General features: G+C 47.5%; 16 protein-coding genes. 5 read left to right on the top strand and 11 right to left on the bottom strand.

Going from position 1 to position 21,403, the window contains the following annotated elements:
• Window positions 1–27: 27 nt before the first annotated feature.
• Window positions 28–1,254, bottom strand: coding sequence for a tetratricopeptide repeat protein (locus tag HRU79_10555; GenBank protein ID QOJ27058.1), 1,227 nt, complete (start codon window positions 1,252–1,254; stop codon window positions 28–30).
• Between the two features lie 239 nt (window positions 1,255–1,493).
• Entirely contained in the window at window positions 1,494–3,434 is a 1,941-nt protein-coding gene (locus HRU79_10550) for a tetratricopeptide repeat protein (GenBank protein ID QOJ27057.1), read from the bottom strand.
• Between the two features lie 254 nt (window positions 3,435–3,688).
• Between HRU79_10550 and nadA the strand changes: the two genes are divergently transcribed.
• A complete protein-coding gene (nadA, locus tag HRU79_10545; GenBank protein QOJ27056.1) occupies window positions 3,689–4,678 on the top strand; it encodes a quinolinate synthase NadA in 990 nt (329 codons plus the stop codon).
• On the top strand, window positions 4,675–6,231 hold the full coding sequence (gene nadB / locus HRU79_10540) for an L-aspartate oxidase (protein ID QOJ27055.1): 1,557 nt from the start codon (window positions 4,675–4,677) through the stop codon (window positions 6,229–6,231). The genes nadA and nadB overlap by 4 nt, the downstream gene beginning before the upstream one ends.
• Before the next feature lie 30 nt (window positions 6,232–6,261).
• Here the strand turns inward: nadB and HRU79_10535 are convergent, their stop codons facing one another.
• The 9 genes from HRU79_10535 to HRU79_10495 form a co-directional block, all read right to left on the bottom strand.
• Window positions 6,262–6,987: a Crp/Fnr family transcriptional regulator gene (locus tag HRU79_10535; GenBank protein QOJ27054.1), complete on the bottom strand. Its 726-nt coding sequence runs from the start codon at window positions 6,985–6,987 to the stop codon at window positions 6,262–6,264.
• A 158-nt stretch (window positions 6,988–7,145) separates the two neighbouring features.
• Window positions 7,146–7,700 (bottom strand): hemerythrin domain-containing protein, encoded by a 555-nt coding sequence (locus HRU79_10530; protein QOJ27053.1) that lies wholly within the window; start codon window positions 7,698–7,700, stop codon window positions 7,146–7,148.
• A gap of 44 nt (window positions 7,701–7,744) precedes the next feature.
• Entirely contained in the window at window positions 7,745–8,785 is a 1,041-nt protein-coding gene (locus HRU79_10525; protein QOJ27052.1) for a 2-oxoacid:ferredoxin oxidoreductase subunit beta, read from the bottom strand.
• Window positions 8,778–10,685, bottom strand: a complete 1,908-nt coding sequence (locus tag HRU79_10520; protein QOJ27051.1) for a 2-oxoacid:acceptor oxidoreductase subunit alpha — start codon at window positions 10,683–10,685, stop codon at window positions 8,778–8,780. Before HRU79_10520 ends, HRU79_10525 begins: the two co-directional genes overlap by 8 nt.
• A 373-nt stretch (window positions 10,686–11,058) precedes the next feature.
• Entirely contained in the window at window positions 11,059–11,991 is a 933-nt protein-coding gene (locus HRU79_10515; GenBank protein QOJ27050.1) for an FAD binding domain-containing protein, read from the bottom strand.
• A gap of 6 nt (window positions 11,992–11,997) precedes the next feature.
• A complete protein-coding gene (locus HRU79_10510) occupies window positions 11,998–14,787 on the bottom strand; it encodes a molybdopterin-dependent oxidoreductase (GenBank protein QOJ27049.1) in 2,790 nt (929 codons plus the stop codon).
• A gap of 103 nt (window positions 14,788–14,890) precedes the next feature.
• Window positions 14,891–15,628 (bottom strand): SDR family oxidoreductase, encoded by a 738-nt coding sequence (locus HRU79_10505; GenBank protein QOJ27048.1) that lies wholly within the window; start codon window positions 15,626–15,628, stop codon window positions 14,891–14,893.
• Window positions 15,629–15,666: 38 nt separating this feature from the next.
• Window positions 15,667–16,461, bottom strand: a complete 795-nt coding sequence (locus tag HRU79_10500; protein ID QOJ27047.1) for an XdhC family protein — start codon at window positions 16,459–16,461, stop codon at window positions 15,667–15,669.
• 26 nt (window positions 16,462–16,487) lie between these two features.
• Window positions 16,488–17,087: an NTP transferase domain-containing protein gene (locus HRU79_10495; GenBank protein ID QOJ27046.1), complete on the bottom strand. Its 600-nt coding sequence runs from the start codon at window positions 17,085–17,087 to the stop codon at window positions 16,488–16,490.
• 72 nt (window positions 17,088–17,159) lie between these two features.
• Here HRU79_10495 and bcrC point away from each other — a divergent pair, with 72 nt between their 5' ends.
• The 3 genes from bcrC to HRU79_10480 are packed head-to-tail and all read left to right on the top strand — an operon-like array spanning window position 17,160 to window position 21,153.
• Window positions 17,160–18,368 (top strand): benzoyl-CoA reductase subunit C, encoded by a 1,209-nt coding sequence (gene bcrC, locus HRU79_10490; protein ID QOJ27045.1) that lies wholly within the window; start codon window positions 17,160–17,162, stop codon window positions 18,366–18,368.
• A gap of 31 nt (window positions 18,369–18,399) precedes the next feature.
• A complete protein-coding gene (gene bcrB, locus HRU79_10485) occupies window positions 18,400–19,701 on the top strand; it encodes a benzoyl-CoA reductase subunit B (GenBank protein QOJ27044.1) in 1,302 nt (433 codons plus the stop codon).
• A gap of 30 nt (window positions 19,702–19,731) precedes the next feature.
• Window positions 19,732–21,153: a benzoyl-CoA reductase subunit A gene (locus tag HRU79_10480; GenBank protein ID QOJ27043.1), complete on the top strand. Its 1,422-nt coding sequence runs from the start codon at window positions 19,732–19,734 to the stop codon at window positions 21,151–21,153.
• Window positions 21,154–21,403 lie beyond the last annotated feature (250 nt).

The raw sequence follows: 21,403 nt of genomic DNA, 5'->3' as shown, positions 1-21,403 counted from the left end.
GCAAAATCATTTTGTTTTTGAGCAAGGTCACGCAGGAGCTTGTGAGTTTCTGCTTCCTGGATTTTTTAACCCGTGATTTTTGGCCAGCTCCAAGGTAGAGGTTAGTATGTCAGCCACGCCCGTCAAATTGCCTCGAGCTATCTTAACTCCACAGCGTGCGTGCGCAACCGCTATTGCGCTTCTTGGTTGAAGTGCCGTTATGTTATCAAGAGCGCTAATTACCTGCTCTGCTTGAGCCAAATCTTCCATCGCAAGATAAATTTCTATAATTGTACTAAGGGCATCTACTGATTTTTGATTCATACCTAGCTTATTACTCAGCTCAAGCGACTTTTGAGCATTGCTCAGAGCCAGGTCATAATGATGAAGCCTGCGATATATTTCAGCAATGTTACCTGTTAGCCCTGCGATTTCGGCCATTTCTCCCAGCTCTTCATATGTTAAGAGTGAGCGCGTTATATACTCCAAGCCAAGCGATAGGTTACCAGTTTCGGTGTATTCTGCACCCATATTCCCAATCGTTCGTGCAACTTCGATTTTATCTCCCAGTTCTTCGTGCATGGTTAGTGCACGTTCGAAATACTCTATAGCCAGCGGATAATTCCCTGTAGTAACATGTACGCCGCCAATATTCATATTAACAGATGCAATACCATATTTTGAACCTATTTCAGTAAACAGGTTCAACGCACGCTCGTAATATTCAAAAGCCCCTGGATAATCACCTGAATAATAATTCACGATTCCAATATTCGTTATCGCGCGTGCCAGGCCAAGTTTATCGTTTCGCTCTTCGTATTTCGCAGCTGCTTGCTCAGAATACTCCACAGCTAAAGCATAGTTTTCCGTAAGGAAATACATCCTACTCAGGTTACTGAATATTATTGGCAAATTCTCTTTGTCGTCAAGCTCTGTAAACAGCGTAAGGGCTCTATTGAGGCTCTCTAGCGCCTGTGGGTACATTTCCATAGCACCGTAGCATAACCCTAACCCAGTGCATGAGTGAGCAGTACCAATTTTATCACTTTCGATTACAAACTTGTCGATACATTGTTTGTAGAGTTCTGAACTTATTTTGCTATTTGATTGAGCATGCTGAATACGTGCCTTTGCATACAACACTAATGTAGCTGCTCTTGGTGATTTAATCATCTCGAGCTCATTGATACACTGCTGGATCAGCTCAACATTATGGCTGTACGGGTTCGCGTATAATATTAGTTCAATTTCTGCAATTGTTTTTTGTTGATTCATGACCGAGTATAGTTAAATGGATGTCCGGCCACAACGTTGTCACAGCCCCCTTTCCTTTGATGTCATACAGTTATTGTTTTAGATGTTAGACCATCATGTACCCTACGTGCAATTCCCTAAGGGACATTATTGTTTCGTGGCAAACTCATGAATGTCTTTTATTTCCAAATTCAGCACCACACTGTTTGCCGGTTTCATCGTGGATATCGGTTGCGTGTCATGTTTTTTTAATATATGTATCAATTGAACCGTTTTCTCTCTAGAAAATACGTTTCCATCAGCCCCTTCCCTTTAATCTCCATTGTACCGCGTTGAACAAAGCAATATGCATCCGACTGCGTAAATGGGTTTACTGCAAAAGCTTTGGAAACGTGAATCTTACCCGTCTGACCATGTGATTCAAGGCGTGCGGCCGTATTTACGGTATCGCCCCACATATCATAGAAAAACTTACTATTACCAACAACACCAGCGGCAACCGAGCCACAGTGAACACCGATACGGACCTGAATTCCGTCTGGCAAACCTTTCAGTTGATCAGGGCTTGAGCTATAATCACGCAGGCTAAGCGAACCGATGGCATCCCGTAGTGCTAAGGCTGCCTGTGCCGTGTAGTGTGCATGATCCTCACGGTACACGGGAGCGCCCGACACCGCCATATAGGCGTCGCCAATTGTTTTAATCTTTTCCAGACCATATTCTTTCATGATACCGTCTGTAATGGTAAACACCGTATTTAGCAGGAATAGTATTTGTGAAACTCCGGCTGTCGAGGCTATTCCGGTGAATCCAACAATATCCATAAACAGTATCGAAACGGAGTCAAAATAGTCTGCAATCGGATTCTCTCCATTAATCAGCCGCGTTGTTATTGACTCGGGTAAAATGTTGTTTAGTATTTGTTCTCTCTCCTTTGATCGTGTTCGTTCGATCTCGATTTCTTTTTGACGGGCATTTTCAATGCGTTCGGCATCCAGACGTTCGGCAGCACGCCGGGCCTCTTCACTTTGAACTTCTTTCTCAACCTGAATATACTTCACATAATACTCTAAGGCTGGTTTCCATTGCTCCATATCCTGATACAACCTGGCCAGTTCCTTTAGGTACTCGTAGAGTTCTCGCTTACTGCCAATTGCTTCAAGCTCATGCACAGCCTGGAGGAGATATGCTTCTGCCTTAGAGACGTCAAATTCATCAAAGTCCTTCTGTGCATACAACATACCCAGATTACCCTTCAGCCGGGCCAACGAGTGTGGTTGGTTTGTCTGCCTGTGTCCTTCCAGTGCTTTTGTGAAATACTCCTTAACCTTGGTGTATTCATTCGTGGCAAAGTACACCAGTCCTAGGTTTTCCAAAATCGTAGGCCTCAGATATTCATATCCCGAGGCATCACAGTGCTCAAGGCTGATCTGGTAGTTCTCAATTGCCTCATCATGTCGGCCCAAACTCCATAAACACAATCCAATGTTATTATAATCGCGTGACAATATGTACGAATTACCCATCCGTACATGTATCGCAAGGGCATTAGAGTAATATGAAAGAGCCCGATTAAACTCTCCCATCATATAATAGACCATCCCGATATTGTTGTTTACTAATCCAAGCTTCTCATCCGAATTCAGTTCGGTAGCTGTTTCAAGAGCTTCGCTATAGTAGGATAGCGCCTCAGGGTAATTACCCAGATGAAAATTGATTAGACCGAGATTTATCGTGTTATTGATGACAGAGTGTTTATCATTAACTTCACGATGTAAGCGAAGAGCTTCAGTAAAGGCCGGCAGTGCTTCAGCGAACTTATTCTGCTGGTAGTAAACAAAGCCTTGTGAGGTTAGTATTTCGGCCAACAGGAATGTGTTCGGGCTGCTTTGGATTGTCTCCAACGCCTTCTGAACAAAAGCTGCCGACGTTTCGATATCTCCAACACCCTGATGTACGGCGGCAACGTTATGATATGTACCTGCAAGAATCTCAGGATCATTTATCGTCTCCGCTAACCTGACAGCAGTTGCACAGTATTGAAGCAAAATTGAAGGGTCGGTTTTTTGTGGCCGAACTCGCGACTTAATCGCGATTACACGACTGTAAAGGTCCGGGCAGGTCCCATCGTGCAGATCCTCCAGCAGGCGGTCAACCTCGTCCAAGACTTCATCGGAGTATGAGGAAAAAACCGTTATCATCTTATCCAGACGATCTATTGCGTGCGAAACTGCTGCCCGGTCAATATGCCCCATGCGTGTTGTAGGTATGCTAATTACGAAAACAGATACTGTTTACACCTGACCTTCAATACTTCCTAACTCATTCGAGTATTTGCAATCCGAGTTTTTTCGGCCTCGTCACTGTTCCTGCACCTGAATGTCTGCGGACACCATCAGTCAAACAGCGGGAAAGTGGTAATTTTGCACATACACCAGACGGAGAAAGGACAGTTGTGAATAGCACTAATTTAAATACTGAACAGCTAAAGACGCTGATATCAAATTTGCGCGAATCAAAGAATGCCGTCATTCTTGCCCATTACTATCAGGTACCGGAAATTCAGGAGATAGCTGACTACGTTGGTGATAGTCTTGGTCTTTCACAGCAGGCTGCGAAAACCGATGCAGACATGATTGTTTTCTCCGGCGTCCACTTTATGGCCGAAACAGCCAAGATCCTCAATCCCGGTAAAAAAGTTGTTCTGCCCGATCTGGCAGCAGGGTGCTCTCTCGCCGATTCGTGTCCGCCCGATGCATTTAAACGGTTTATTGATGAAAAGAATGCTTCCGGCCGGCGCCACACGGTGGTTACCTATATCAACTGCAGCGCAGAAGTCAAAGCACTCAGCGATATCATCTGTACATCGTCAAATGCTATAGATATTGTCAACTCAATCCCTCAGGATCAGCCAATAATTTTTGCACCCGATAAGAATCTTGGCAGGTATGTTGCCAATCAGACGGGTAGGGATCTTGTGTTATGGGAAGGGGCTTGTATTGTACACGAAGCATTTTCAATTGATAAGTTAATCCGGCTGAGCAACCAGTTTCCTGAGGCAAAAATCATTGCCCATCCGGAATCGGAAACACATATTCTACAGGTTGCCCGCTTTGTCGGATCAACATCTTCAATGATCAACTTTGTGAAAAATGACAGTGCCCGGCAGTTTATTGTAGCTACTGAAGCCGGTATTCTTCACAAGATGCGCGAAGAAGCACCGGAGAAAGAGCTCATACCGGCACCAGCGAACGAAGACAATACCTGCGCTTGCAGCGAGTGTGCATTTATGAAGGTAAACACGTTAGAGAAGTTGTATCTCTGTATGCGTGACGAATTACCGGCCATCGAGATTCCCGAAGATATTCGTATAAAAGCACTAACGCCAATTGCACGAATGCTTGAATTATCTGCAAGCAAACAGCATGTACCCGTACCTGCATGATCAGCACTGACTATCTGGTTATTGGATCGGGAATAGCCGGCCTGACGTTTGCGCTCAAAACTGCCCGGCATGATCCCAATGCTTCTGTCCTGATTATCACAAAGTCAGATGAAAGCGAATCAAATACAAAGTATGCACAGGGTGGAGTGGCCGTTGCACTGGACAACAAGTTTGATTCATTTGAAAAACATATTCACGATACCCTTGTTGCTGGCGACGGTCTGTGTGACAGAGACGTCGTTGAGCTTGTAGTACGCGAGGGCGTAAGCCGACTCAATGAGCTCGTTGAATGGGGAGCTTCGTTTGACAAGCTAAACCAGGAATACCATCTGGGCAAGGAAGGCGGTCATACAGCCAATCGTATCGTTCATCACCGCGATTCTACCGGTCTGGAAATCGAAAAGACGCTTCTGATGCAGATTCATCGCACTCCGAATATCACAGTGCTCTCGCATTACTTTGCTATCGACATCATCACCGAGCATCATACGGATGCGGGCCTTCAGCCCCCTACCCAAACCCCAACCTGTTTCGGAGCCTACGTCTTAAATTTACATAGTAAAAAAATTGACAAAGTGCTGTCGCGCATTACCCTGCTTGCCACCGGAGGAGTGGGTCAGGTGTACAAAAACACAACCAACCCGATAATTGCCACCGGCGATGGTATTGCCATGGCATACCGGGCCGGTGCAGATATCAGGAACATGGAGTTCGTTCAGTTCCATCCAACCGCACTGTACGTTCCCAATGAAAGTCCATCGTTCCTGATTTCGGAAGCTGTAAGGGGCTTTGGCGCAATTCTGCGTACGCAGGATGGGTGCGAGTTCATGCATACGTATGATCAGCGCAAGGAACTTGCCTCACGCGATATTGTAGCTCGTGCAATTGACCACGAACTGAAGAAAAGGGGTGAGGAGTTTGTGTATTTGGACTGCCGGCACCTGGATATCAATGATTTTATTAGTCAGTTCCCCAATATTTATCTGAAGTGCAAAGACATTGGTATCGATGTTGCAACTGACCTGATTCCGGTAGTCCCGGCTGCACACTATTTGTGTGGTGGAATCAGCGTGGATACAAACGGCCGGACCTCGATAAACAACCTTTATGCATGCGGTGAATGCTCATACACCGGACTGCATGGAGCAAACAGACTTGCCTCCAACTCACTGCTCGAAGCCGTTGTTTTCGCACATCGATGCTATGAATCTGCAACGAACCGCATCTCCCAGACAACCGTACAGACTGCAATTCCCGACTGGAATGCCGAAGGAACACTGGACCCAAGTGAGCAGATACTGATTACGCAAACACGAAAGGAACTTCAGGAACTGATGGGCAGCTACGTTGGGATCGTTCGCACCAGCGAACGTTTGAAGCGCGCCATGGAGCGAATACGCATAATTCAGAAAGAAACAAAAAATCTTTATGACAGGAGTATTCTCTCGCCTCAACTGTGCGAGCTCCGCAATCTTGTAGCCGTTGCCTATCTGATCGTAAAGCAGTCCATGCAACGAAAAACCAATAAGGGTGTTTTTTACCGGGCTGAGTAACAAAAACACTCCCGGAGCATGAAGTGTGTACTAATCGCCAAGATTAGCAATTTTTACCAGTTCTTTCTGGTTGGCAACTTTAATTTTTTTTCCAACCAGCTCAACGACGTTCTTTTTGTGAAAATCAGATAAAATTCTGATTGCGGTTTCGGTGGTTGTTCCAGCAATACTCCCAATACTCTCCCGCGTTAGCACCGTTGCAATGGTTGCCCCATCATCCTCGGTACCAAAGAAATCTTTTAACATTAGCAAAGCCTCGGCAATACGCTCGCGTACCTGCTTCTGCACCATGTTAACTGTTTTTTCTTCTGCCGACCGCAAATCTGTGGTAAGCAACCGTATGATTTGCATCGACAATGCCGGATTCCCGGCAATCATTTCCTGATAAACGTTGCGGGGGAAATAGCAAATCAACGAATCCTCGATTGCGGTAGCAGACACATGGTACTTCTCGTCACTAAGGAGTGCGCGATAGCCAATAACATTGCCTTTTTTTGCAAACCGAAGAATCTGCTCCTTTCCATCGTAACCGTGTTTATGGATTTTTACTTTACCGGAGTAGATACAGTAGAGCCCCTGCGGATAGTTGCCCTCATAAAAAACCATTTGACCTTTTTTATACAGAACAAATGACTTGTTTTCGGACAGTGTCTCTTTTTCATGAATATTTAAGACACAAAAGATCGACTCATGAACCGATCCGCACTTTGCGCATGAGGTTACTTCGTTCGAAAGATGTCCGCCGGTGTGTTGCATGTACAGCGCGCTTGTAGTTTGGTATCTCTAAACTATGTCTTTTCTATCATACATCACTATGATATCAGTCATAGAATTTTGGACACCGCACTATGCCAAACCACGCTATCCTATTACAATACAACGGGTTACGCTACGGCCTTGAAGTATGTAGTCGCCTATGCAAGACGACCTTTTATTTCTCTCATCATTGAAACCAGTTGCTGTTTCGTGTGGCGGTTATCTCCGGAGAGCTTATCATCAGTTTCGCGATCCGCATCGCAAAACTGAAAATAAATGCGTTCAAGTTCACCCGGATCAAGCAGGGCTTCAGCCACCTGGAACACCTCATCATTTTCGACAGCAATATGGTCTTGCAGCGCGTCAGTGTATGCCATTAGCTTTTGCTGCACCTTCGCATAATTCTTTTGCTCCAGAAAATTCTCGATTCCTTGGAGCATATCTCTGAAATCCTGATGGTTTTCGAGCATCTCCTTTATCACACCATCTCCAAGCAGGTCGTTTTTCTTGCTCATCTCCGGAAACAGAATCTCTTCTTCTTTATGATGATGAAATCCATCGGCATAAACACGAAAAAACTCAAGGAGAGACCGAACAACTTCTTCGTACCTATCGGCATCAGTTGCAATAAGTTGTTCTGCGTGTACGGCAACATCCACAGCTTCCGAAATAACATCGTGTTCATCAAACAATGACTGAATGGCATCGGTCATGAATTACCTCATCATAGTGTGTTAAGAAAACTATTAGCCCTGAGTTAAAAAATCTGCCATGTTTTTGATCCGGAGAGCACAGAATTAAGTGGTACGTTGCCTTTGGCTTGTTGAATGCTCTCGATTTGGGCAGCCATGTCAGCTTCATATACAGAACGCTCTTCAGCAAACACTACCCCAAACGGTCTGGGAAACTGCGAAGTAGTTATATCCGGGAAACGTGCTATGATGGTTGCCTTTGTACGATCAGTTTCGTCATGTATCCAGAGATCGTCGGCCGATACCCCGGAGTCACCACCAATAGTGACCACGACCGGTGTGGTACCGTCTAATCGTATTCCCAGCTCATTCGAATTTCCAAATACAAGTGGTTTACCGTGTTCAAGAATAATCGCTGCTTCCTTCTTGGTTTCTTTATCGGAATATGCAAAGAAGGTACCATCATTAAACACCGGACAGTTCTGATAGATCTCTACGAAGGTGCCTCCAGTGTGTTTATGAGCGCGTCTGAGAACCTCCTGCATGTGCTTGGGATCGCGGTCTAACGTTCGGGCTACAAACGAGGCTTTCGCCCCAAGAGCCAGCTCAAGGGGATTAAACGGCTGATCCAGAGAGCCGTATGGCGTGGTCTTGGTTGTTTTACCTTTTTCTGACGTCGGCGAATACTGTCCCTTTGTTAACCCATAAATCTGGTTATTAAACAACAGCAGCTTGATATTAAAATTCTTACGCAGAAAATGGATAAAGTGATTACCCCCTATCGAGAGAGCATCACCATCGCCGGAGATCACCCAGACATCCAAATCAGGGTTACCCATCTTTACACCCGAAGCAATGGCTGCAGCCCGACCGTGAATACCATGCATGCCATAGGTATCCATATAGTAGGTAAATCGTGAAGAACAACCAATACCCGAAATAAATACATAGTTCTCCTTAGGAGTATTGGATTCCGGCAAAACTGTTTGTACCTGCTTCAATATTGAATAATCACCGCAGCCCGGACACCACTTAACCTCCTGATCCGATACAAAGTCTTGCGGCGTGAGTTTTACCGGCTCTGCCAATTCACTGTCATTAAGCATGTAACACCTTGATAAATTCTTCTTTTAATTCAGTTACTGAGAAGGGTACACCTTGGATTTTGTTCATGCCAATGGCGGGGACAAGGAACTGAGCGCGGAGCAACTGTAATAATTGTCCGGTATTCATCTCAGGAACAATAATTTTATCAAACGTTTTTAGCATTTCACCCAGATTTTTCTGAAACGGATTGATATACCGCAGGTGAATATGTGCTACCGGATATCCCTCCGATAAAAGCTCCTGCACAGCGGTTTTTACAGCACCGTAGGTAGAGCCCCAGCTTACGGCAAGAAGTTTAGCATTCATTTCTCCACTGTCCAACTGTACCGGCGGGATAAAATCGGCGATGCGTTGGACCTTGGCCTGGCGGAGCCGAACCATTTTTTCATGGTTCTTTGGCTCGTGCGAAACGCTGCCGGTTTCATCCATTTTTTCCAGTCCGCCTATTCTGTGCTCCAGCCCCTTGGTACCCGGTTTAATCCATGGTCGTGCAAGCTTGTCATTACGCTTATACGGGAGTAAGGAACCGTCGGCACCGTTTGTTGCATCCAGAAACTCTACAGTGATTGGCTGTAGCTGATCCTGAGTGGGAAACCGCCACGGTTCAGAACCGTTGGCAATGGCACCATCGGTAAGAACAATCACCGGCGTCATGTGTTCTACCGTGAGTTTGCATGCCGTATAGACGGTGTCGAAGCAGTCAGCCGGCGATGCTGCGGCAAGAACCGGCAATGGTGCTTCGCCGTGACGACCGTACATGGCCATCAGCAGATCAGCTTGTTCAGTTTTTGTTGGCAGGCCAGTGGAGGGTCCACCTCGCTGTACGTTTACCAGTACCAGCGGGATTTCGAGCATAGTTGCCAGCCCAAGCGCTTCGGTTTTGAGCGAAAATCCGGGACCTGATGTTGTGGTTACGGCCAGGGTGCCGGCATAGGATGCACCGATAGCTGAGCAGATTCCTGCAATTTCATCTTCAGCCTGGAACGTTTTTACTCCGCTTGCTTTGTATTTGGAAAGCTCGTGAAGGATATCTGATGCAGGGGTAATTGGATACGATCCCAGAAACAGCGGCAGACCACTCATTTCGGCGGCTGCAATGAGTCCGATGGCCGTAGCGTGATTACCCGTGATATTTCTGTACGTACCAGGTGGCAGCTTTGCGGGAGAAACCTTGAACTGAGTACCGAAAATCTCGGTGTTCTCGCCATAATTCCAGCCGGCATTGAGTACTGCCAGATTCGCGTCAATAATGGAGGGTGTCTTTGCAAATTTCTCACGGATAAACTGCTTGGTGTAATCCATGGACTTATCGAACATCCAGAACAGCAACCCCAGAACAAACATGTTCTTTGACCTATCGGTCTCCTTGGTGGTTAGCCCCATTCCCGCCAGGGCATCCTTTGTGTGCTTTGATATGTCGATTTTATACACGATGTAGTTATCGAGCGTGTTGTCGTCAAGCGGGTTAACGCCTTCGGGGTATTTGGCAAGTCGGAGGTTTCGTGCGTCGAACCCCGACGTATTTACGATGATAATACCACCTTTTTTTACTTTCGGCAGGTCTACCTTAAGAGCGGCAGAATTCATTGCTACCAGAACATCATACTGATCACCGGGTGTAAAAATCTCCTTACTGCCAAAGTGGACCTGGAAGCCTGAAACACCGGCAACAGTACCAGCCGGAGCACGGATTTCAGCGGGGAAATCGGGAAACGTGTTTAAATCTTGTCCAAGGAATGCGGTTGTATCCGTAAACTGCATTCCTGTTAACTGCATGCCATCGCCGGAATCTCCCGCAAACCGAATCACGGCACTTGCAATTTCTCGTGTTTCAATATTTCGGTGCACAGCACCGTTAGAAGATTCTCTCTCCGGACTTTCTGCTATGTCTTGTATCATGGATTGTTGGTGTTACTGGTTTCGGTACAATCAGTTGTGCTTAGCCGTTCGTCCGCACGGTGTGCAGACCCCTCAAATAGCAGTTACAAACCACTGAAAAACGGCGGTTCAAGTGTACTGTGGTAACGGTAGGATTTAAGCTGGCTTGTCAGAGGTACAAAACAATCAACAACGTGGATAGCGTACAACATAGTAATTAAACAAAATGATCGCTGAATACTGCAATACCAAAGGAATTCTCGTACTAACAGCGAAATATATGGCTTTTAGTGGCTCGTTGTTCTTACAGACGTTTAAGGCACCGTACTGGTGTTCCTTCTGCTGCAGAATATCTGCCGGACCGGACAATGAGTACAGGTTCATGAAGAGATAATTACAGGCCCAGCTCTAAAAAACTATTTTTCACGTACACTGCTATCATTTCTTTGCGATATTTCCGAGTGTAAACGTCATTATCGATCACTCGCGGCTTTTTTACGGCCCGCTGAAGCAGTTCATCGAGGGTGTCTGCAACACTGCCCTCAATCAGTATGGGCATTGGATCCACGCCTCCCAGCACGATCCTGATTCGGCCGGTATCGTCTACCGTTATTGTTGTGGTGAGCGAGCTGAATTCAACACTTTCTCTGGACCGGAGTTTCTTAAATACCGACCGCATCCCGGGGCGCACTGGTATTTTGATGGCGGTGATGAGTGAGGTTTTCGAAAACGTGTGCGAGTTTACCCCGTCTCCGGAATACAGGTCTTCCAGCATGATTTCCTCAATGCCATCCGGACCCAGGATCTCAATGCGGGCATGTAAACCGATCAAGGTCACTGCCATGTCAGAAACAAATTTTGAAAAACAGGCCTTCTTCCCGCCAGTGGCAATACAGATGTCTCCGTCGCACTTCAAACAATACCCAACAGCTTTCCGCCACCACTCGCTCTGGTTATAGAATACACATCGGTTCTCACACAGCAGATTCCCGCCAACAGTAGCGGACTTCCGGATGACGGGTGAGGCAATCGAAGCTGCTGCTTCAGCCAATACCGGCATGCGGTGCCTGAGTTCCTGGTGGTGCTCAATCTCTTCAAGGGTAGCCGTGGCACCAATCAGAACTTCCTCGTCATCCAGGTGAATCCGACGAAGTTCATCAATACCATTGATGTCGATGAAGCACTTTGAATTGTCATTGCCCTGAAACGTATTCACAATCACATCGGTCCCGCCGGCAAGAAACCGAAAGTTGTCGTCACAACGACGTGCAAATTCAAGTGCCTGGGCAACAGAGTCAGGCTTCAAATACGTAGGAATTTTGTTCATAGAGTATTAAACCGGTTCGTTACTGGTTTGCCGTTCCTTCATCTTTCGTAATACATCTTCTGCACTGATTGGCAGTCGCGTTATTCGAACACCTACCGCACTGTAAATCGCATTCGCAATGGCGGGTATCACAGGATGCAGAGCCCCTTCACCACACTCTTTGGCACCAAACGGACCCTCCGGGTCATTTGACTCGATGATGTTGGTGTGTAACTCTGGTGTGTCGAGGGTAGTAGGGATTCGATAATCCAAAAAGTTATTATTAAGCAGAAGGCCATTGTAGTATTTCATTTGTTCCCACATGGCCTGACCAATACCCATGTGCCATGAACCTTCCAGCTGGCCTTCCACAGCCAGCGGGTTAATTGCCTTGCCACAGTCGTGAGCACCCCATACATTCAGAATTTTCACGTGTCCGGTCTCCAGGTTAACCTTCACTTCCGCAACACATGCTCCAAAACTGTACGAAGGGCTGAGACCTGCACCGGCCCCTTTAAAGTCACCGCCAAGTTTCGGAGAGATATACTTACCACTAACGCTTACGGCGCCTCGCTTGGCCGTTAGCATTTCGATCGCTTCCAGCCACGACAAATCAACAGATTTATCATTGCTGGTTACACGGTTTCCGGAAAAAATCAGCTCTGCTGCAGCGGTGTGAGTGCGTTGTTCAATCGCAGTGGCAATTTCGCTACGCAGATTTTCCGCTGCCATCTTGGCGGCATTCCCGGCCATAAACGTAACTCTGCTTGAGTAACTGCCCATGTCCACCGGTGTCAGCAACGTATCGGCCGCTACCACAAACACCGTGTCCATACTCACGCCAAGCACTTCACACACGACCATGGCCAGCATGGTATCGCTTCCCTGGCCAATATCACTTGCACCCGATAATATCAACACCCGGCCGTCAAAATCAACTTTAAGGTGGACAACGGACTGTGGCAGTTCATTCCAGATAATTGGCAGCGCACTACCACTAATGAAGAAGCCGCAACCAACACCAAGGCCGTGTCCGTGTTCTAACTTCCCATATCGTTCTGACCACTTCGACTGCTCCATCACCGCCTGAAGTGATTCTCTGCTGCCATTCGATGTAATGCGGTACTGCCCAACAGTCAGCGTATTCGAGTCAAGAAAGTTCTTCATCCTCAGCTCACACGGATCCATGCTAATCTTGTGGGCCAGGTCATCAATCAGGGTTTCAACGGCAAAGCGGGAATTCACTGCGCCGTGCCCGCGCATCGCACCACACTGCGGCTTGTTGGTGTACACCCGATATGTTGAAAATCCGAAATTATCAAGCTTATACGGCGCCTGTAGCAACACACCGTTATAGTACGACGTTACCACACCAAAACTGCCGTATGCACCGCCATCAATGGCAATATCGGCGTCGAGTGCCGTAAACGTCCCGTCGTGCGAAACCCCCATCTCTACCGTCATTTTCGATGGGTGGCGTCCGTGATTTGTTATAAACACTTCTTCCCTGCTGAAACGCACGCGTACGGGACGCCTTGTTTTCCGAGCAATGTAGGAAATGATAATTTCATGCGGGAAGGGGTCGCTCTTGCCACCAAACCCGCCACCAACTTGCGGTTTAATAACGCGCACTCTGCTCAGTGGCACTTCCATAACCTTTGCAAGTGCCCGGTGCAGGTAATGCGGCACCTGAGTAGCCGTTACAATCGTTAATCCATTCTCGTCCCACCAGGCAGTTGCAGCATGTGGCTCGGTAAAACCGTGGCTGACGCCTTCGAATGTGAACGACATTTTTGACGTTACGTCTGACGCATGGAGTCCCTGCTGCTGGTCACCAAACCGCAACTCTGCTTTTTTATGAACATTGTTATTAAACTTGCAATGTTCATGAATCTTTTCGTTATCGCCGATATCGTTTAGCGACGCATCGATTTCGGTAAAGGCTGTAAGGGGCTTATACTGTACCACAATTCGCTTACAGGCTTCAGCAGCAGCCTGCTCTGTTTCGGCCGCAACTGCGGCAACGATTTCGCCCATGTATCGGACTTTATGTATTGCCATTGCCGTTTCATCCTGCGAGATTGGCAACACACCAAAAGGGATTGGGAGCTCGGTGCCAACGGCTACATAGCGAACGCCGGGTACCTTGTACGCTTCCGATGTATCGATTGATTCGATGCGCGCATGAGCATGAATGCTGCGCAACATTTTCACATACAATGGATTCTTACTGACAACATCATCAGCATACTCTGCCGTGCCGCGTACTTTCTTTTCGGACTCGATGTAGGGTGTGCGTTTCCCTATAACATGGCCCCCCTGATTGTGCGCAGCCCGGCCGTTTGAATACCCTTCCTTGGTTTCAGCAGCATATTCTGCTACAGCCTGAATAATCTTCTTGTAGCCGGTGCATCTGCACACGTTTCCCGACAGTGCTTCCTTGATCGTGTCAACAGTTGGTTTGGGAACACTCTCTACATGGTGAAGTGCCGTCATCAGCATACCCGGCGTACAGAATCCGCATTGCACAGCCCCTTTTTCAATGAATTTGGATTGCAGCTTATGCAGATGTTCGCCACTGGCCAGTCCTTCAACGGTTGTGATGCTGGCCCCTTCGCAGCGCATCACCGGTGTGATGCAGCTTAGAACCGGTTTTCCATTTACCCACACCGTACACGTCCCGCAGCTTCCCTGCTCGCATCCGATTTTGGTACCGGTAAGCCCCGCCTTCTCGCGTATTACTCCTGCCAGCATATCGTGCTCGCCAACCAGCAAGTTGGTGGTGGCACCGTTAATCGTAAGTGTTATCGTTTTCATCGTTTTGTTGTGTAAGTTAATTATTCTCACGACATAACAAAATGACAAAACGCAGGGTTTTAAGAATCTGCCTAAAGTCTGTGTTCGATTACGGGGTCAGGTTTCAGATGCCTGCCCCAATACTTTTACCGCCATCCACGTACAGGGTTTGTCCGGTAATGAACCCTGTTGAATCACAGGCAAGGAAGAAGACAGCATTGGCTACGTCGTCCGGACTCCCCATTGATTTTGTAGGTTGTGCCTGGATAAGTTTTTCGCGGACATCATCAGATAGTGCAGTTGTTAATGGGGTATCGATCAGGCCTGGAGCAACCGCATTTACCATCACGTTGTAGCGGCCCAACTCAAGAGCAAGCACGCGTGTCAGCGCCACAACACCCGCCTTTGAAGCAGAGTAATTACTTTGACCGGGGTTGCCCAGCCAGGCTCTTGACGAGATGTTTACAATACGTCCTGACTTCTGAGACCTCATCACGGTGGCAGCCTCGCGGCACATCAGCCACACACCTTTTAAGTTCACATCTATAACGGCATTGAAATCATCCAGTGTTTGCTTCCAGATCACCCCGTCGCGGATAATGCCGGCATTATTGACCACTACATCGATGACTCCGTACTTATCGAGGGTAGAAGTGAACAACTGGTGTACGTCGTCCTCCCTGGTGACATTTGCATTTACATACTGCACCCCATGGTCACCGAGCAGCGCAACAAGCCGTTCACCGGCTTCACCATCAACATCAACAGCAACAACCGTATACCCCTCTTTAACAAAGCGTTTTGTTATTGCCATTCCGATGCCCTTGGCAGCACCGGTGACGATTGCAACTTTTTTCGTCATACTGTTCCCGGATGTGTTATGTATGTGTGTTGAACAGTTCAGTTTTTCTTCCCATGCAGAGCTGCCGTTGCATTAACACCATTTTTAACGGCTATCAGCTTGGCAATAATACTCAACGCAATTTCCTCCGGACCCTCGGCGCCAATATAAAGGCCCATCGGCATATCAATGGCGTTTGCCAGCGTCTCGGACGCAATACCGGCATCGGCAAACATCTTCTTTGTGAGCTCTACCTTGCGCTGACTGCCAATCATACCCAGGTAGCCATGGGGCTTGGATATGCACGCAGCCAGGATATCGCGATCATACTCGTGGCTATGTGTCATGATGCATACATAGGTATCTGCATCAAATGGCAGCAGCTGCACGGCTTGCGCATACGGCAGACACATTTTACTCACGCCGTCTGTTGTACACTGCTCCAGATACTGCTTCCTTTCGTCAATCAGTACCGTAGAGAACGGGAACTGTTGTGCCAGAGCAGCCAGTGCCAACCCCGTATGGCCTGCACCAAAAATATACAGTTTGATAGGATTCATAATTGGCTCGATAAAAATGTCAACACTTCCACCACAGCACATATTGTGCTGATGCACCAGGTCGTGCCTGAAAAGTTTGGGCACCCGAACCTCAATCTGACGCAGCGCATTCTGGATAACAGCTTTTTCAAGCTCACCACCACCGATGGTACCTCGAATGCGTCCATCGGCATACACGATCATCTTTGCCCCTACCTTACGTGGTGTGCTGCCGCTGGTTTTAACTACAGTACAGAGCGCTGCCTTCCTTTGGCCAGTTTGTGCATCGTGTACGTACTTGTAAATCGAATCCACCTAAACTTCGTCCTCAGAAGCAATTGTTAAGGGTTGTAACTGTCCACCAGGTGCCGGTAATCATCGGCTGTATTGATATTCCGCAGGACATCAGCAGAATCAACGTTAACTGTGTTTTTGGCAAAGCCCCTTAACACATCACGCAGGTTACACTCCGTCTGCTTCATTTCAATAATACGGTGAATTACTGGTCTGGAAAGCAGGATCGGATGTCCGCCTCTTCCCTTGTGCCTACACTCTGTGTATCCGTTCATGGCTCGATTTTGCCACAACGTCTGAATTGTTGTTGTGCTGATCACCGGATTATCAACGTTATGAATAAAGCAAAAGTCAGCATCTGCAAAAGTGGTCAAACCTGACCGTACAGAGTAGAACCTCCCGGCATCAGTATCAAGGATATGCGCAAAGGCAAGTCTCGTCATGACTGTCTGAAAGTGCTGTTCCCACTCTCCTGACGTGTATTCTCTTCGAATAACAAGACCCACGGCCGGAAACCCGGCATCGGCATACGCTGTGGCAATGGCTTCGGCAAAGGTTTGCCCGCGAATTTGCAGATAGCACTTTGGATACTTCATGCGTTCTGACCTTCCTCCCGCCAGAATCACCACACCTGTTTGAGCTTTCATCGGTGTCGCCAACCATAAATGAAGATTATTTCCATGTTCAACCTCGAACTATGACAAGCATCATAGTTTACCATGATAGAACAAATTTATTTTGGTTCAAATCATAAAAAGTGCACCATGGAACACCTTGACAATATTCTTGACTACTGCGAGCGGACAGCATTCGACCTGAACTTCACCAGGGCAAAAGACTGGAAGAAGGCCGGTAAAGATAGGCTGCTGGTAGGGTATTTACCAATTTACGTACCACGTGAGATGATTCATGCTGCCAACGGTATGGCTGTTGGAATCATGGGTGCGGGCGACAGGAAGCAGATCATCAAGGGAGATGCTTACTACCAGTCCTACATCTGCCACATGCCCCGCGGAATTATCGAAATGGCATTGGATACCAACCTGCATGACATAGACGGGTTCTTGTTCCCTGCCATCTGCGACTGTATCCGAAACCTTTCAGGCATGTTTAAACTGTCGAAAAAAGGAAGTTTCCAGCGATACTTCGATTATCCGCAGAACTTTGATTCTCACATTGGGGGCATATTCTATCGTCAGGAAATGGAGAAGGTACTTGACGACATGAAGAGTGTGAACGGCGTTGAAGCATCCACCGAGAGTTTGAACGCTGCCATCGGTTTGTATAATACAAACCGCAGACTGATTGAAGAAATATATGCTGTCAGACAGCAGTACCCGTGGCGCTTGTCTGCTGTTGAGACCTACTATATCCTACGTGCCGGTATCGTGATGCCGGTAGAAGAACACAACGAAATCCTAAAACAGGTTCTTGAACATATCAGCAGCGAACGCGGTGAACCCATGGACAATATCCGCGTGGTGGTCACCGGATCGTTTTGCGAGCAGCCTCCAATCGGCCTCATTAAATCAATCGAAATGGCCGGCTGTTATATTGTTGACGACGATTTCATGCTTGGCTCACGATGGATACAAGGTGATATTGACGACACGACCGACGATCCGCTGACAGCTCTCACGGAAGCCTATATTCACCAGAGCACCTTCTCCTCAGCGTATTACGATGTTGGCAATCCCAAGGGCAAACGGCTTGTATCACTTGCCAGGCAGCGGAATGCCGATGGTGTGATCTTCTGTGCAGCAAGCTTCTGCGATCCCGCACTACTGGACAGACCTCAGATGCAGAAAGAATGCGATGACGCCGGGCTGCCGCACATCAACTTCCAGTTCCACGAGAATACCGGACAATTCAAAGTCATTAAAGAACAGGCCGGAACCTTCTCGGACTCTATTAAACTTTGGGTTTAGTTTATTTATTTACTATCACGAGCACTGCACTATGGCACCCCCTATTGAAGCCACTAAAGAAAAAAGCATGATTCTGCAGAAGGATATGCTTGCCAAACAATTTCAAGATCTTGCCACAGCCAAGGATGCCGGCAAGAAGGTCGTGTACACGTTTGTTCCGGGGAATCTTACCGAGCTAATCTTATCATTCGACATGTTGCCGGTGTACCCGGAAATCAATGCCTTGCAGTCAGGTATGCGAAAGAAGTCGGCCAACTACATTAAGGATGCCGAGAAAATTGGTTACTCCGAAGATGTGTGTACCTATGTGAAGTGTGACATCGGAATGATGCTCAACGGTAACATTGGCCCAACCGGAGAGAAACTCCCCAACCCCGACCTGCTTCTGCTGAGCTATACCGGCTGCTTTACATTCCTGAAGTGGTTTGAGAACCTTGAACGTCTGTATCCCGGCGTTCCGGTTGCAATGCTGCATACACCGTACCAGGAAGACGGTAAGATTAGTCAGGAACAAGTTGACTACATGGTGAAGCAGCTTAAGGAAGAAGTCATTCCTAAAATGGAACTGGTATCGGGAAAGAAATTTGATCAGGAGAGACTCTCAAAGATGCTTGAGTATTCGGCACAGTCCGAAGATCTCCTGGTAAACGTTCTGCAGAGCGCCAAAAATGTTCCTACTCCAATTGATGCCTACTTCGCAGGCGTGTACTATATCGGCCCGATCTTCACCGCATTCCGCGGAACTGAAGAAGCTGTCAGCTACTACCAAGTGCTTTGGGACGAGGTCCAGGAACGAATGAAACTCGGTCTGGGACCCGTTACCCCCGAGGGTGAACTGAAAGAACAACGTTTTCGCCTCGTCATGGAGGGCCCACCAAACTGGACGAACTTCCGCGAATTCTGGAAGATCTTCTACGATATGGGCGCCGTGATTGTAGCATCATCGTACACCAAGGTGGGTGGCGTGTATGACCTTGGATTCCGCCATGACCCCTCGGCTCCGCTGGAAAGTCTGTCGCGCTACTGCATGGGCTGCTATACCAACATGAACCTGCCCCAGCGCGTGGGTATGCTTGAACAGTACGTTACTGAGTACAAGGCCGACGGCTTCCTCATTAACTCGATAAAAAGTTGTAATTCGTTCTCGGCCGGACAGCTAATGATCATGCGCGAGATTGAACAGCGCACCGGTGTTCCCGTTGGTTTTATTGAGAGCGACCTGGTTGATCCACGGTATTTCTCGTACGCCAACATCAAGAACCGTCTTGAATCATACTTCCAGATGCTTGAGCAGCGTAAAGTGATCCTGCAGCAGGAACACGAAGTAGCATAACAGTTTGTTGAACCATTCGTAAAGTCTATCATGAACAAATATTACCTTGGCGTTGACCTGGGTTCAACAACCTCGAAGGCTGTGATTACCGATGAGAACGATGTAATCATTGGTCGGGGCATCACGAATACACGTGCCAACTATTCCGTTGCAGCCGATATTGCACGCGATGAAGCAGTGTATAATGCACGATTTTCGGTGTTGAAGAAAAAACTGGAAGCCGAAATCCTGGCCAAGCCGGAATATCGCAAGTATATCAATGACCTTGAGAGTATCTTTCAATACGAACAATTTAAAATTCGACTTGATAAACTTGGTGAGGAACTTCTGAAAACATGCAGGTCTTTTTTCAAAGACCCGGATACTCAGGAAACCATGCTGGAACATCTGCGCAATATCCGCAGGTCATTCAAACCAAAAATCAAACACGAGTACCTGTACAATGACCTTGGTTCCAAGAACCAGTTCTTCCGCGACATCGTGTCGGAACGCTACAACGAAGAGGTTGGCAAGCTGGATATGGCGCTGTTCGAGCCCCTGATGACGGTGTGGGACAAGAGCATAAGCCCGGCCGAAAACGAGCGTGTTCAGTTTAACTTCCGGGAGCTGGTTTCAAAGGCGATGCAGGAATTGGAAGAAAAGTACAAGAACCTGCCGGATACCTCGGCCGACGTGAGCGTAAACTTCGATGCAGAAATGAACCTGCTGAAGGGAAACTTCAAACAGGTGTCAGATACGCTCAGCAAACACATTGAAGAAATTGTTGATCTTGAATTCAACATTGCAAACATGACCGGAACAGGGTACGGACGCGCCCTGCTCCCCTTCCCACAGGATAGTATTCGGTCCGAAATCCTCTGTCATGCTTTCGGAGCTCATGCGGTGTTCCCAAACACTCGTACGGTGCTCGACATTGGAGGACAGGACACAAAGGCAATTCAGGTTGACAAGTACGGGCTTGTTACCAGTTTTCAGATGAATGACCGCTGCGCAGCAGGCTGCGGCCGGTACCTTGGCTATATCGCCGACGAAATGAGCATCTCATTAAACGAGCTGGGGCCAATGGCCATGAATGCCCAGAAGGATGTAACAATTTGCTCTACGTGTACGGTGTTCGCCGGTGCTGAGCTGCGGGAGCTGACAAATCTTGGCGAAAAGCGTGAAGATATTTTAGGGGGCTTACACAAGGCAATCATCATGCGCGCAATGTCACTGATTGCCCGCTCCGGCGGCGTATTCAACGAATTTACGTTTACCGGTGGTGTGGCTCGCAACCCCGCTGTGATCAAGTATCTAACCGAATTAGTGCACGAAAACTACGGCTCGGATATTACGATTAACATACACACGGACTCCATTTTCATGGGTGCCCTGGGTGGCGCAATGTTTGCACGTCGGAACATCAAGGCCGATCTTCCAACAGCAAAGAAACAACGGTTAGAAACGGCGTAAATAAGCGCGGCAGGCATTGTGGTGCTCGCCTGACTATTCTGCTGCACAATCACACAGCCAGCCGGGCTGCATTCAGGTACTTTGAATGAAATACTGTGGTTTTGCGGTAATAAATATTTTGTGTTGTTCACTGAAATGATGGAATGGCAGTAGAGGCTCGGTACGAAATCGGTGCCGGCACTTGCATTCATGACGTTTGTCATAGTTTATTTGCCACATTCATCATTTCTTTACACACCCTAGGATTGAT

It is taken from the genome of Ignavibacteria bacterium (assembly GCA_015709655.1).
Lineage (GTDB): Bacteria > Bacteroidota > Ignavibacteria > Kapaibacteriales > Kapaibacteriaceae > OLB6.
Note: the sequence above shows the minus strand (reverse complement) of the source record. Positions and strands in the feature narration are given on the sequence as shown.